This is a genomic window from Mucilaginibacter oryzae, assembly GCF_003148845.1.
GTDB classification, from domain to species: domain Bacteria; phylum Bacteroidota; class Bacteroidia; order Sphingobacteriales; family Sphingobacteriaceae; genus Mucilaginibacter; species Mucilaginibacter oryzae.
In genome coordinates this window covers 124621-137685 of record NZ_QGHA01000010.1, presented here as the reverse complement: position 1 = coordinate 137685, position 13065 = coordinate 124621, and the positions used below count along the sequence as shown (strand labels likewise).

General features: G+C 42.0%; 15 protein-coding genes and 1 pseudogene. 10 read left to right on the top strand and 6 right to left on the bottom strand.

Going from position 1 to position 13065, the window contains the following annotated elements; all coding sequences use genetic code 11:
- From LX99_RS26490 to LX99_RS20820, 3 genes and pseudogenes are all read left to right on the top strand, one after another.
- Positions 1-1156 (top strand): annotated as a pseudogene (locus tag LX99_RS26490) (IS256 family transposase); the annotation flags it as partial.
- Between the two features lie 228 nt (positions 1157-1384).
- A complete protein-coding gene (locus LX99_RS20830; protein ID WP_109609573.1) occupies positions 1385-1879 on the top strand; it encodes a hypothetical protein in 495 nt (164 codons plus the stop codon).
- A gap of 315 nt (positions 1880-2194) precedes the next feature.
- Positions 2195-2380 (top strand): CsbD family protein, encoded by a 186-nt coding sequence (locus LX99_RS20820; protein WP_022830062.1) that lies wholly within the window; start codon positions 2195-2197, stop codon positions 2378-2380.
- Between the two features lie 192 nt (positions 2381-2572).
- Here LX99_RS20820 and LX99_RS20815 read toward each other — a convergent pair whose 3' ends face one another.
- The 4 genes from LX99_RS20815 to LX99_RS20800 all read right to left on the bottom strand — a co-directional run bounded on the left by LX99_RS20815 (position 2573) and on the right by LX99_RS20800 (position 5492).
- Positions 2573-3244 (bottom strand): response regulator transcription factor, encoded by a 672-nt coding sequence (locus LX99_RS20815; RefSeq protein WP_109609571.1) that lies wholly within the window; start codon positions 3242-3244, stop codon positions 2573-2575.
- Between the two features lie 119 nt (positions 3245-3363).
- The gene (locus LX99_RS20810) at positions 3364-4146 is read right to left on the bottom strand and encodes a sensor histidine kinase (protein ID WP_109609570.1); all 783 of its coding nucleotides are present in this window, start codon (positions 4144-4146) and stop codon (positions 3364-3366) included.
- The gene (locus tag LX99_RS20805; RefSeq protein ID WP_146203181.1) at positions 4143-4796 is read right to left on the bottom strand and encodes a hypothetical protein; all 654 of its coding nucleotides are present in this window, start codon (positions 4794-4796) and stop codon (positions 4143-4145) included. Before LX99_RS20805 ends, LX99_RS20810 begins: the two co-directional genes overlap by 4 nt.
- A 51-nt stretch (positions 4797-4847) precedes the next feature.
- Positions 4848-5492 carry a hypothetical protein gene (locus LX99_RS20800; RefSeq protein WP_109609568.1) on the bottom strand — a complete coding sequence of 215 codons (645 nt, stop codon included), beginning with the start codon at positions 5490-5492 and terminating at the stop codon, positions 4848-4850.
- 343 nt (positions 5493-5835) lie between these two features.
- On the opposite strand from LX99_RS20800, the gene LX99_RS25405 reads away from it, so the two are divergent.
- The 3 genes from LX99_RS25405 (at position 5836) to LX99_RS20785 (ending at position 8010) form a co-directional block, all read left to right on the top strand.
- Positions 5836-6210: a hypothetical protein gene (locus LX99_RS25405; RefSeq protein WP_146203180.1), complete on the top strand. Its 375-nt coding sequence runs from the start codon at positions 5836-5838 to the stop codon at positions 6208-6210.
- 310 nt (positions 6211-6520) lie between these two features.
- The gene (locus LX99_RS20790) at positions 6521-7753 is read left to right on the top strand and encodes a hypothetical protein (RefSeq protein WP_109609566.1); all 1233 of its coding nucleotides are present in this window, start codon (positions 6521-6523) and stop codon (positions 7751-7753) included.
- Positions 7754-7824: 71 nt separating this feature from the next.
- The gene (locus LX99_RS20785) at positions 7825-8010 is read left to right on the top strand and encodes a CsbD family protein (RefSeq protein ID WP_022830062.1); all 186 of its coding nucleotides are present in this window, start codon (positions 7825-7827) and stop codon (positions 8008-8010) included.
- Between the two features lie 32 nt (positions 8011-8042).
- Here the strand turns inward: LX99_RS20785 and LX99_RS20780 are convergent, their stop codons facing one another.
- Positions 8043-8594 (bottom strand): Uma2 family endonuclease, encoded by a 552-nt coding sequence (locus LX99_RS20780; protein ID WP_109609565.1) that lies wholly within the window; start codon positions 8592-8594, stop codon positions 8043-8045.
- Positions 8595-8620: 26 nt separating this feature from the next.
- On the opposite strand from LX99_RS20780, the gene surE reads away from it, so the two are divergent.
- The 4 genes from surE (at position 8621) to LX99_RS20760 (ending at position 12534) form a co-directional block, all read left to right on the top strand.
- A complete protein-coding gene (gene surE / locus LX99_RS20775) occupies positions 8621-9394 on the top strand; it encodes a 5'/3'-nucleotidase SurE (protein ID WP_109609564.1) in 774 nt (257 codons plus the stop codon).
- A gap of 3 nt (positions 9395-9397) precedes the next feature.
- Positions 9398-9664: a hypothetical protein gene (locus tag LX99_RS20770; protein ID WP_109609563.1), complete on the top strand. Its 267-nt coding sequence runs from the start codon at positions 9398-9400 to the stop codon at positions 9662-9664.
- Positions 9664-10779, top strand: coding sequence for a lipid-A-disaccharide synthase (gene lpxB, locus LX99_RS20765; RefSeq protein WP_109609562.1), 1116 nt, complete (start codon positions 9664-9666; stop codon positions 10777-10779). Before LX99_RS20770 ends, lpxB begins: the two co-directional genes overlap by 1 nt.
- 96 nt (positions 10780-10875) lie before the next feature.
- Positions 10876-12534 (top strand): glutamine--tRNA ligase/YqeY domain fusion protein, encoded by a 1659-nt coding sequence (locus LX99_RS20760; RefSeq protein WP_109609561.1) that lies wholly within the window; start codon positions 10876-10878, stop codon positions 12532-12534.
- A gap of 323 nt (positions 12535-12857) precedes the next feature.
- Here LX99_RS20760 and LX99_RS25780 read toward each other — a convergent pair whose 3' ends face one another.
- Positions 12858-13028, bottom strand: coding sequence for a hypothetical protein (locus LX99_RS25780; RefSeq protein WP_170122756.1), 171 nt, complete (start codon positions 13026-13028; stop codon positions 12858-12860).
- Between the last annotated feature and the right edge of the window lie 37 nt (positions 13029-13065).

The window sequence follows — 13065 nt, the reverse complement described above, 5'->3', positions numbered from 1 at the left end:
GGGGGCACAGATGGATTATTCGCACCGATGCTAAAGCATTTGCTGGAAGCGATGCTTGAAGGAGAACAGGAGAACCACCTGGAAGCAAGCAAGGCATCCGGGCTTGCCAACCGGCGAAACGGCAAAACGAGCAAGAAAGTGCGGAGTGTGCAGTCGGGTTTAGTAGAGATCGAAACAGGGCGTGACCGCGCGGGCACGTTTGAACCGCAGGCAGTCCCTAAACGGCAACTGATCATTACCGAAGAACTGGAAGACAGGGTGCTGTCCATGTACGCCCGTGGGATGAGTACGCGGAACATATCGGATTATGTGGCCGAAATGTATGGGATGGATATCTCGGCCACGCAAATATCGCATATAAGATCATTCCAGTGATGAATGAATGGCGCAACCGGCCGCTGGATCCGGTTTACCCTTTTGTTTTTTTAGATTGCATGCATTATAAAGTCTGTGAAAACGGGAGTGTAGAATCGCGTGCGATCTATAATATCATGGGGATAAACATGCAGGGAAAGAAAGACCTGATCGGTATCTATCTTTCTGAAAACGAGGGTGCCAAATTTTGGCTGAGCGTACTGACCGACCTTCGGCAGCGTGGGGTGGAAGATATTCTTATCGCCTGTATCGACGGGCTGAAAGGCTTCCCGGAGGCTATAGCTGCGGTATTCCCTCAAACCCGTGTACAGTTGTGCATCGTCCACCAGATACGTACCAGCCTGCGCTATGTGCCGGACAAAGACCGCAAAGCAGTAGTGGCCGATCTAAAAGCCCGTTTACAGGGCTAATAACGCCGAACAAGGCTATGAAAAGTTGCTGGAGTTTGAAGAAAAATGGGTGAAGAAATATCCTTTGGCGGTTAAGTGCTGGCTGGACAAACTTATCGGCTTTTTTCGAATACGCTGCTGATATCCGCAAGACGATTTACACCACCAATCCGATCGAAGGCATGCACCGCCAAATCAGAAAAGTGACCAAAACAAAGGGCGCGTTCACCTCTGACCAGGCACTGTTAAAACTGGTCTACCTGGCTTTTCGGGATCTGTCAAAAAAATGGACCATGCCCATCCACAACTGGGGTTTGACCATCTCACAACTATACATTAAATTTGGGGACAGGCTCAAACCCGATAGCCAAATTTTTCTCGGGGGAGGCTAGCCTCCCCCGAGAAAAGCTGACACAGTTTAGTTTACACTCCCACAGAAGACTATGCAGGAACTATGAACTCTTGCTTGAACCTTCCGAAAACATGGTCAAACTTGCCGCTATAAAATTATTATTGAACAAAATTTAAACAGGCTCTTAGTATTTCATCAAAAAATGCGCGATATAGGAAACAATAATTGCAAAGTCGGGAAGACGTCATTCCTTCTCACCTTTTTACTCTTGATTTCCTGCCTCTGTTTTTCTCAGACTAAGTACAACCTCGATTTTTTTACCACTCATAACCAATTTTACCTATGCGATTCGGCCTTTACCGGCACCACAGGCGATACCTCGTTCTGGAATAAAGATGCCCAAATGGCCCGCCTGGGCAATACCGAAGACATCATCGGCATAAAAGTTGCCAGCTTTGGGCATGTGAAGGCCGAACTGAATTTTTTGCATACGGCCGATACCGAAAAAGATTTCGGCAAATATGAACATGTAGTTGAGGGGAGCGTGAAGCTAAGCTCATGTATTATGGAAATCCTCAATTTCCCTGACACAAAAATTATCCTGAAAGCTATTGTTACACCGGGGCGGTACCGGGTACGTATTTACTCCTACGCCATTAAAAATGTAAACCCCGAGGAGGATGAGGGTACAGACCACTACAAGATAACGCTTTGGCCTGCGGAAGATAGGGAGCGGAAAGTATTGAAGGCTTTTAAAGAGTAATGTCCTACTTTTTTCATCCGTTGCGAGTATTATACTATACCTTGAAACTCCTGTGTTTACCAAAAAATCAGCTAAACGATAAAGCCCAAAAAGGTAGTTCGACAAATAACTATGTTGTTGGCATGGAACGTATTGGATTAATAGCAATTGACAATCAACAGGGAGGGATCGTCAATTACATAATAAAAGCCCCGAAGATAATCTATGCTTTAAAAAACACTTTAGACATAAAAAGAGAATAATAACCTACTTATATATTTCAAAAACCATCCGCTCCCCCATCCGTTATATCTATACATCTAAATAAAAAACATCATGGATAAATTAGAAATAAAAGGCGGCTGGAACGAACTGAAAGGCAAAATTAAACAAGCTTACGGCGATCTTACCGACGATGACCTGGCATGGCAGGAAGGTAAAGACGATGAAACACTCGGAAAAATCCAGCAAAAAACGGGCAAAACCCGCGACGAACTGGTGAAGTGGATAAACAGTTTATAAGAATGAGAAAAAGCCCTGGAGACGGGGCTTTTTTATTTGAATAGTATTGAAACTTCAATATCGAAAACGGGAGCGATATGGATTTAAGCAACTCTGTTAACTGCTAACTGCGCTTTTTACTAAAGAACGAAAACTCCGTTCTGCCAAATATCTAAAGGTTGCCATTTGTTGAAGAATATCTATAATGATATCTTACAATTGAACAATATTATTCCTTATAGCAAAGGTAACCAATCCGGTAACGTTGCGCGAGCCTGTTTTTACCAATAGGTTATTTCGGTGACCATTTACTGTTTTTACGCTGATAAATAATTTTTCGGCGATTTCATCAGCGGTAAATTGCTGACAAGTCAGCTTGAGAATCTCCTCCTCGCGGGGCGAAATGCCCGTGAGCAGTTTCTTGCCTGGCTTAGTTTTTTTTGTCATGCTGCCCTGGATAGCCTTTAGCGTCCGGTGGTTAATATAACTTCCTTTTTCAAAAACGGCCATAATGGCCCCATACATTTCCTCTGGGTCGCAGTCTTTAACCAGATAACCATGTGCGCCGTTCTTTATCAACTCGGCCATAAAGTTTTCATCATTATGCACAGAAAGAATTAACACCTTGATTTCCGGAAACTTTTCGGTCAGGTCAATGGTAAGTTGCAAGCCGCTATATTCTTTTTTGTTGTGCGGCGGCAACGAGAGGTCCACCAACAATACATCAGGGTGGATAGTAATTTTTTCCAGCTTGTCAATTACAGAAAAACCATCAGCGCTTTCAAAAATTACGTCAAAGTTATCTCTGTGATTCAGTATTGCTTTAATACCTTCCCTAAAAAGCATTTGGTCTTCAACTATACCTATTTTGATGGTGTTCTTCATAATGATGTATTTAGGTTAATAGTGTAGAGTAAACGATAAACCGACGGATAGCTTTTTAGAAGTTTAAGTTTAAAATAAAAAACCTTAAGCCTTGATCTTACCGATTTAGCTAACTATAATTAGTTGAACGGAATTGTGAGTATAACTGCAATACCTTTTTCGGCTCCGTTGCCGTAATCAAACCGGCCATTCATAGCCCTGGCCCTTGCGTCTATACTTACCAGACCCAACCCCCCGCCTGCATCTAAACCGTCAGGAAAACCTGTGCCATCGTCACTAAATTTAATTATTAAATTTCCATTTAAACAATCAAACTCCAAAAAAACATTGCGCGCCAGTGCATGCTTTAATGTATTGTTAAACAATTCCATTATTATACGATAAATACTTAAAGCAACCGGCCATTTAACAAAAGGCCAATCGGGTTTAAACACAAAATGAACTTCTATCTCGCCCAATTGATTAATTTGATCAACAACCGATTCTATTGATTTTAAAAGACCAAAAGCTTCTAATTGCGGGGGCATCAGCTGATGACTAATATTTCTGACACTTGCCATAGCCGTTTCTGATAAGTTGATGAGGTTTTGAACGTTCCCGGCTGGATCGTCGGCCACCACATTCTCATTCTGCTTTTGCCTCATCAACATCAGGTTCATCTTGATGATAGATATCACGGCCCCTAAATCATCATGCAAATCCTGGGCTATGCGTTTGCGTTCTTCCTCTTGCACCATGATACTGTTTTGCAGAAGCTCATCGCGCTGCCTGGCTTCAAGTTCAGCTTTTTCAAGCTCAAGCGCTATCAGGTTTTTTTGAAAATTTTGATAAAGCAACACCACACCAACAGATATAATAAACAGCGCGACCGTAAAGGGTATGATGATGTCTACAATGTTCATTTTTGTTTAACGTCTTTCCGGATAGCAGCTATAAAGCAGCTGTACATAAGCACCGCTGCCAGATCATAATATACCCAAATGTAATTTGCAATGTTTTTATCCGATTGATGAATTAAGTAGTTTGAAAAATAAGATATTAATAACGTAGTAGAAAAATTGACAAAAATTCCAATATTAATAAGCCCGACAGTTTTGCCAATGGGTGTTTTGTTCATACCCGACCGCGGGTCTAATAAAACAATGAAAGCAAATATTGCCAAAATAATCAGCACAATAGCCTCTGCAATAAGGGCGTATGAATTAGGTGAGCCGATATGTTGTATAAAAATGCTATTCACCACAGAAAGCGTAATGAATAGAAATGTTAGTGTAAAAAAGATTTTTTTATCAAGATACGGCTTCAGGAACGAATAATAAAAATGTAACAGCAGCGCAAATTCTACCGGCACATCTATATGAAATAAAAATAAATTGTTACGTTTTAAAATGGAGAGGATGAGCTGGGCAATTTGAATAATACTATTAAACAGCAAGAATAATTTAAATGAAAATAGTCTTTCGTCGAACTTTTTGAAATAAATTAATGCCAATAGGCCAGCCAATAATGGCGGCATATTTGACACTACTAAAATAAAACGAACCATTGACATATGACTATATTTTGTAAAGGCACCTCAACGCTAAACAGTTAAAGTTTTAAATCATGGGGAGCAGGGCGGACAAGGATTGTTGATATCTATGACGTACAATCCGTTATCTCCTTTTAATTTTTGCCTGTCGGGGGTGCTTTTTACATCCGGATATCTCATGCTATCATTTTGTCGCTTATCAAGAGCTTTAAAAGCAAAACCATTAGTTTTCCATAAATTTCCCCGATAGTCAAAATATAAATCAGTATAAGTGGTGTCGGCACCATAAATACTTACATAAACAGGGTGTACATAAAGTTTAACAGTTTTTTTACCATTAACCGATGCCAAACCCAGCATTGTTTTAAGTCTTAGATGTTCATTGTTTATGTAATTATATATATCATTTTGGTATAAACCGAGCGAAAGTAATACATCCACATTCCTTATAATACCACCACTATACACTACAGTATCTTTCAACACCCTGTTGTATAAAGAATCAAGGGAGAAATGATGGGCCTTTGCAACCTTAAGTGGCACCAGCCTACTTTGAAAGTCGGGAAGACCTATCAATTTTGATGAAGAAAATGCAGAATTTGAATGGCGGGCATTATTATCCCGATACCCACCAAATACCCATATAGCCCCTGCCGTAACTATTGCGCCAATTAAAAACGCACTTATAATAAAAACCGTGTTGTTTAATTTTTTCATGATATTCTGAGTTTAAGTTAGTGATTTATTTTTCTTGACAATAATACTTAAAACACAACAATCAATATTATTCAAAACATTTTATTGCTAAAAAACAGGTATTTATACCTATATATCTTATAAAAACAGATATAAATGCCGGTTTTAAATATCACTCATTTGTACGCTTAAATCCCGTCCCCAAACATTCCAATTTTACAATATCAAAAGCTTTTGAAAGCGGAGCAGAACCCGCTAAAAAAAACGAACTGGCCGTACAGGATAAAACGGAGGCGGAAATCTGAAAAGCCTTATGAGTAGGAAAAAAATTAAAATTAAAATGGCACTTCAACCAACTTTCACAATGACTATTCAAGGGAACAGAGATGTAGTTGATATCACATCAGGAACAATTAAAGCTGGTCCGCTTACCCCCCCAAATTCGGGTTTGACACCCTACAAAGTCACCCCAGGCGGAATATACTCCCTTTCTTATTCGTCGAATATAAGCTATAACACTAACAATGGCAAGCAACTTTTTGTAAACAAATGTATCGTGTATAATACTACAGACTCGCATCCTGACGGGTGGTTCTATATCCTCGATACAGGATCGCCGCTAATCATCCGCATCAGCGAAACCGGCTATTATTCCAACTACCTGTTTGCATTTGTTATCGATATTTTATCGGTGGATAACTCAGGTATAGGAACTGTGACCGTTACTCAAATAGGATAGCAATTTAAAAACTGGCAGTCATAATATAAATACGTAAGTCATGTAATACGCGTTTTGTATGGCTGCCAGTTTTTATAAAAATGGGCAGGGAAAGCACTATCGAACACGAAACAGAATCTAAGAGCACTAAGCCAAAAAATAAACGGGCAGCTTTGGACGATGGGTTTAGGAGCAAGCTAATCGCTGGGTGAAAAGTTAAAAGCGATTTCCCTGAGCAGAACCCGCTTAAAAAAAACGAACTGACCCCTACAGGATAAAACGGAGACGAAAATCTGAAAAGCCTTATAAGTAGAAAAAAACATACAAAGCAATGGAACGAAAACTTATCGCAGCATATTGGGAAGGAATTTTATCAATCAATTTTACAATTCCTTCTGTTGTTATCGATGATATTAAAAAAAGCGGGATAAATCATGTTATCCTTGCCCAATTTCATATTTATCGTAATGATGGCAACGACGTAATCAACTCTAATGACAATGAAATAATCAGCAATGGTTTTTATAGCAAAAACACACCGTTAAATGATTATGTTGAAAACCTCATGACCGGTTCAGAAATAGTGAGTATTTCGGCAAGCGTTTCTAACAGTTATGAATATGTGAAAAAAGTATACATCAATAATAATAATTCTTTTTCGGGCACAAACCTGGAGAATAACTTCCTGGTTTTTAAACAAAACGTCCCCGGAATAACCATTATTGACATCGATGACGAAGGCACCTATGATCAAACCTCGCTTGTTGCATTCTGTCAGATGCTGATCAGCATTGGTTATGATATCACTTTTTGCCCCTATAAAAACAAGGAATTTTGGACAGCCTGCCTGGATGACCTAAACAAGAGCAATCCGGGGGCTGTAAAAAGATGGAATTTACAATGTTATGATGGAGGAACGGGGAACGATCCCAAAGTATGGGCCAGTCAAATCAAATCTACTATACCTGATTTTAATACAGACGGCTTTATTGCACCAGGCGACTGGACAACAGATGGAGTTAACAACATCCAGGCAACGATGAACAATTTTGCTCTTGAGAAATGTGTTGGGGGCGGTTTTTTATGGCGCGTGGACGACACCTACAAAAGAAATTGTGCGGAGAATCCGGATAATCACAATCTAAAAGATTTTATATCGGCCATTAAAGCAGGACTTTCCTTCTCTTTCATGATACAGGCAAACCAGCCTTGGCAAGACAGCGGAATTTCCATTACACCGCCAAATACGGTGACCATCGCCTACCAAAGTGGTTTGTGGACTGCTGACCTAAAAACAAATAATGGAAATTTATACGACGCAAATGGATGCCCGGATCAGGTCATAAATCAATCAGGCTATCCCTTGCCGGGACATAACCAGGGCTGTTTGATAGGGAAAATTGGAACCAATCCACCATTTTTCATCGGAAACGGGCCCACCTCAACGCCAAGTGGTAAAAGCGGCGAGCTGTATTTATGCATAGACGATGATCTTAATGGAGCCTATGGCTCGGGCTTATCCGACAACAAAGGCAGTATTTTGGTTATGATATCACAGGCTTAAAAAATTGAGATGATGTAACCAAATTGCCTTTTTGTAGCCGCACCAACTCCTTAGGTATAATAAAAAACATCATGGATAAATTAGAAATAAAAGGCGGCTGGAACGAACTGAAAGGCAAAATTAAACAAGCTTACGGCGATCTTACCGACGATGACCTGGCATGGCAGGAAGGTAAAGACGATGAAACACTCGGAAAAATCCAGCAAAAAACCGGCAAAACACGCGACGAACTGGTGAAGTGGATAAACAGTTTATAAGAATGAGAAAAAGCCCTGGAGACGGGGCTTTTTTATTTGAATAGTGTTGAAACTTCAATATCGAACACGGGAAGCAAAACCGATTTCAGGGTTTCGGTTAGTTGTACTTTTTGCGCTAAAACGTAAACTCCGCTTTTCAATGCATACAGATCAGCGTTTTGTTGAATAGGATCTATAATGATATATTCCTTTACACCATATTTTTCATAAACGTCTTTCTTTTGCCGCAGGTCATAGTATGCATTTGACGGCGAAAGTATCTCTATAATCAGATCAGGAGCCCCTTCAATACGGTGCTTTATCAATTCTTTTTTTCTGTCCTCTGCAATGTAAAGAATGTCGGGCTGAACTACATTACCATCATCAAACTTTACATCCATTGGCGCATACAGCCATTGCCCCTGTCTGCCATGTTTAATGTTATAAAGTACAATAATTTCAGATAAGGCATATAAAACCTGTTGATGAATTGAAAGTGGCGAAGGCGACGTAATTAAATCATAATTGATCAGCTGAAACGGCACGCCTTCTTCAAGCATCAAATAATCCTCTACCGTGTATTTTTTTTGATCAGCAATCAGCATAAGTCAAATATAACTAATTTCGCACAATGAAAAAAGTTGTCCCTACCATACTTGTTGTTAATGACGATGGCATTACCGCGCCGGGCATTAAAGCCCTGATGGATGCCATGGCCCAGATTGGCCGCATTGTTGTGGTTGCGCCGGATAGCCCGCAATCGGGCATGGGGCACGCCATTACCATCGGCAAGCCATTGCGGTTAGATAAGGTGGATATTTATGATGGCATTGAAATGTACCGCTGCTCGGGCACACCGGTTGATTGCGTAAAACTTGCTGTTAACAAAATTTTTAAAGGGCAAAAGCCTGATCTGTGTGTTTCGGGCATTAACCATGGTTTAAATAATTCCATCAACGTGCTTTACTCCGGCACCATGTCTGCAGCGGTTGAGGGCGCAATTGAAAACATTCCTTCAATTGGTTTTTCGTTAGATGATTATACTTTACAAGCGGATTTCGAACCCTGTATTAAATATGTAAAAGAAGTTGCCTTACAGGTTTTAGCCAACGGCTTACCCCAGGCTACATTGCTTAATGTAAATTTCCCCGCCGGTACAACAATAAAAGGTCTGAAAATATGCCGACAGGCTTCGGCCAAATGGGCCGAAGAGTTTGATGAGCGCGTTGACCCGCACAAACGCCCCTACTATTGGCTTACCGGTGTGTTCCAGTTAAACGATGGCGGGGAGGATACGGATGTATGGGCTTTAGAGCACGGCTATGCATCGGTAGTGCCTGTTCAGTTTGATATGACGGCCCATCATGCCATCCCCTACTTAAACAACTGGAAGTTTAATGTATAATTTATGCTGAACAAAAACAACATCTCCGCAGGGCTGCTTATCGGCGCTATTATACCCGGCATCAGCCTGGTTGTTTTTGGGTGGTTGCTTAAAAACCAGTTTGTTTTTATGAACAAACCGGGCATCCCGTATTTTACCGCTTTTGCAATTAACCTGTTTATCATCCGTTATTTTTATGGCAAAAGAGCCGATAAAACAGGTAATGGCATCGCCATGATCTCCCTCTTGTTTTTACTGGCCGTTTTTATTTTTAAACTGCAACCGCTATAATGAAATATTACCTGGTAGTCGGCGAAGCCTCGGGCGATTTGCACGGGGCCAACTTAATGAAAGCCCTCAAAACGGCAGATCCGCAGGCCCATTTCCGCTTTTTTGGCGGCAACCTGATGCAGGCTGAGGGCGGCACCCTGGTAAAGCACTATGCCGATATGGCCTTTATGGGTTTTGTAGAAGTAGTAGCCAATCTGAAAACTGTCATTAAAAACCTGAAATCCTGCAAGCAGGATATCGCGGCGTATCAGCCCGATGTTTTGGTGTTGATAGATTTTCCGGGCTTTAACTTAAAAATAGCCGAATATGCCAAAGCCCGGGGCATTTTGGTTTGCTACTACATCTCGCCTAAAGTTTGGGCCTGGAACCAGAAACGGGTACTCAAAATTAAACGGATTGTTGACCACCTGTTTTGTATCCTCCCTTTCGAGGTTGATTTTTATAAAACGTGGGGAATGCCTGTTGATTATGTTGGCAACCCGCTGCTTGACGCAGTTTCGGCATTTAACCCCGATCCGGATTTCCTGCAAAAAAACAGGCTGAACGGCCCCGGCATTATCGCGCTGCTGCCCGGCAGCCGTAAACAGGAAATCAGCCGTTTATTGCCTGATATGGTTAACACCGCCGCTAATTTTCCCGGTTATCAGTTTGTGGTGGCTGGCGCGCCTGCTTTTCAACGGGCTTATTATGATGAGTATTTAAGCGGAACTGATATACCTGTGGTGTTTGATGCTACCTATGACCTTTTATCGCATGCCTGCGCCGCGATTGTAGCCTCAGGCACAGCTACGCTCGAAACCGCCCTGTTCAACGTACCGCAAGTGGTTGTTTACAAAGGCGGCGCCTTAACTATCGCCATCGGCCGCATGCTGATTAAGCTCAAATTCATCTCGCTGGTAAACCTTATTATGGATAAGCTGGTAGTACGGGAACTGATCCAGCAGGATTGCGTTCCCCAAAAAATTGGTGGTGAACTTGATCTGCTCATTAACGATGCGGCCTATCGTCAAACCATGCTTAGCAATTACGATGAGCTTGATATAAGGATGGGAAAGCCGGGGGCATCGGCAAAAACGGCAGAGCTAATTGTAAAATATACAAAACAGCGGGTTTAACAAAGCGCCATTCCCTTGTTAACTCACCACCATAACTACATACTTCTTAGCGTAATCCCTTTCCTCGCCGTATAAAATTTTGTTACTTTTGCCCTTATGAGCGAAGAAAGATCACTGAACTTTATAGAGGAGATTGTTGAAGAAGATCTGGCTGCCGGTAAAAACGGCAACCGTGTACTTACCCGTTTCCCACCCGAGCCAAACGGGTACCTGCATATTGGCCACGCCAAGTCAATTTGCCTTAACTTTGGTTTGGCAAAAAAATATAACGGCCTTACCAACCTCCGTTTTGACGATACCAACCCCGTTAAGGAGGATGTTGAATATGTTGACAGTATTAAGGAAGATGTAAAATGGCTTGGCTTTGATTGGGCCAATGAATTGTACGCTTCCGATTATTTCGACCAGCTTTATGATTTCGCCGTTCAGCTGATCAAAGCCGACCTTGCCTACGTTGACGATAGCACAGCCGAAGAAATTGCCGCTCAAAAAGGTACACCTACCGAACCGGGTACACCAAACCAATACCGAAGCCGCACGGTTGACGAAAACCTGCAGTTATTTGCCGATATGAAGGCCGGTAAATATCCCGACGGCGCCAAAGTACTGCGGGCTAAAGTTGACCTGGCCTCGCCAAATATGCACCTGCGCGACCCGTTGATGTACCGCATTAAACATGCGCACCATCACCGTACAGGCGATAAATGGTGTATTTACCCGATGTATGATTTCGCCCACGGCCAGTCGGATGCTATTGAGGAGATCACGCATTCTATCTGTACGCTGGAGTTTGTGCCGCACCGTCCGCTGTATGAGTGGTTTATCGAGAAATTAAATATTTTCCCTTCCAAACAATACGAATTCGCCAGGCTCAACCTTAACTACACAGTAATGAGCAAGCGGAAGCTGCTGCAACTGGTTAACGAAAAGTTTGTTGACGGCTGGGACGACCCGCGTATGCCTACCATCAGCGGTTTGCGCCGTCGTGGTTATACCCCGGCTTCCATCCGCGAGTTTTGCGAGCGTATAGGTGTAGCCAGGCGCGAAAACATGATTGACGTTGGCCTGCTGGAGTTCTGTATCCGCGAGGATTTAAACAAAACTGCATGGCGCCGCATGGCTGTGCTTGATCCGGTTAAGCTGATCCTGGATAATTATCCCGAAGGCCAGACCGAAGTAATGCACGGCGAAAACAACCCTGAGGTTGAAGGCGGCGACGGCGGCAGGGATATTCCCTTCGGTCGCGAACTGTGGATAGAGCGTGAGGATTTTATGGAGAACCCTCCTAAAAAGTTCTTCCGTTTAGGTATCGGCATGATGGTTCGTCTTAAAAATGCCTATATCATTAAAGGCGAAAGCGTTGTTAAAGATGCTGATGACAATATCACCGAAATTCATTGCAGCTACCTGCCCGAATCAAAATCAGGTAATGATACCAGCGGTATTAACGTAAAAGGCACCATCCACTGGGTAAGTGTTGAGCATGCCAAAACCGCCGAAGTTAGGTTGTATGATCGCCTGTTTCAGGTGGAAGACCCATCTAACGAGGATGGCGACTTTAAAGACTATATCAACCCTAACAGCCTGCAGATTTTACCAACCGTGTATATGGAGCCCGACCTGGTTAATGCCGAAGCGGGTAAGCCGGTTCAGTTTATGCGTAAGGGTTATTTTACTGTTGATAAAACCTCAACCGCCGATAAGCTGGTATTTAACCGTACCGTTACTTTGAAAGACGGTTGGGTGAAAAAGTAAGCCCCCCGGCCCCCGGAAGGGCACAACCATCAGTCAGGTTAAGCCAAAAAGGAAGCTTATTTTTTGATTTTTGAGTGTAGCAACGAACATAGCTTGCAAGTAAGGCAAACTTTATATGTTTTTGCTTTATATTGTTTTTGAAATTTTTTGAAAGGCAGATCGGTAAGGTGGTCTGCCTTTTTATTTTCGTTTACACTCAAATGTGACATTCAATTTACTGCATAAATATTATGATGATATCTTTCATTTTCAGGTGCCCTTTTTCTGTTCCTTTAACAGCTTGTAAAAGTTAATTTTCCAATCATCTTTAGCCAGTTCATTAATTAATTGTTCAGGGGAGTAATATGTTGATAATTAAATGACTCATATTGTAATTCATTGAGATGATTTTTAATGGTGCAGGCATCATCTTTCGTCCCACCAACTCTTCCCGCTTTGTTATTCCAGCGGGAAGGCTCACTTTTTTCCAGTGGCGGCTTTTGATCTTTTGCCATTTACAGTAAACCGAAAGTAAAACGGGCATGGGCCCTG

Excerpts from the sequence above, each read along its gene's own strand:
- LX99_RS20800 (WP_109609568.1), bottom strand. The coding sequence starts at position 5,492 with ATGAAAAAATTAAACAACACGGTTTTTATTATAAGTGCGTTTTTAATT.
- LX99_RS20790 (WP_109609566.1), top strand. The coding sequence starts at position 6,521 with ATGGAACGAAAACTTATCGCAGCATATTGGGAAGGAATTTTATCAATC.
- LX99_RS20770 (WP_109609563.1), top strand. The coding sequence starts at position 9,398 with ATGCTGAACAAAAACAACATCTCCGCAGGGCTGCTTATCGGCGCTATT.
- LX99_RS20820 (WP_022830062.1), top strand. The coding sequence starts at position 2,195 with ATGGATAAATTAGAAATAAAAGGCGGCTGGAACGAACTGAAAGGCAAA.
- LX99_RS20805 (WP_146203181.1), bottom strand. The coding sequence starts at position 4,796 with ATGTCAATGGTTCGTTTTATTTTAGTAGTGTCAAATATGCCGCCATTA.
- LX99_RS20780 (WP_109609565.1), bottom strand. The coding sequence starts at position 8,594 with ATGCTGATTGCTGATCAAAAAAAATACACGGTAGAGGATTATTTGATG.
- LX99_RS20810 (WP_109609570.1), bottom strand. The coding sequence starts at position 4,146 with ATGAACATTGTAGACATCATCATACCCTTTACGGTCGCGCTGTTTATT.
- lpxB (WP_109609562.1), top strand. The coding sequence starts at position 9,664 with ATGAAATATTACCTGGTAGTCGGCGAAGCCTCGGGCGATTTGCACGGG.
- surE (WP_109609564.1), top strand. The coding sequence starts at position 8,621 with ATGAAAAAAGTTGTCCCTACCATACTTGTTGTTAATGACGATGGCATT.
- LX99_RS20815 (WP_109609571.1), bottom strand. The coding sequence starts at position 3,244 with ATGAAGAACACCATCAAAATAGGTATAGTTGAAGACCAAATGCTTTTT.
- LX99_RS25405 (WP_146203180.1), top strand. The coding sequence starts at position 5,836 with ATGACTATTCAAGGGAACAGAGATGTAGTTGATATCACATCAGGAACA.
- LX99_RS25780 (WP_170122756.1), bottom strand. The coding sequence starts at position 13,028 with ATGGCAAAAGATCAAAAGCCGCCACTGGAAAAAAGTGAGCCTTCCCGC.
- LX99_RS20785 (WP_022830062.1), top strand. The coding sequence starts at position 7,825 with ATGGATAAATTAGAAATAAAAGGCGGCTGGAACGAACTGAAAGGCAAA.
- LX99_RS20760 (WP_109609561.1), top strand. The coding sequence starts at position 10,876 with ATGAGCGAAGAAAGATCACTGAACTTTATAGAGGAGATTGTTGAAGAA.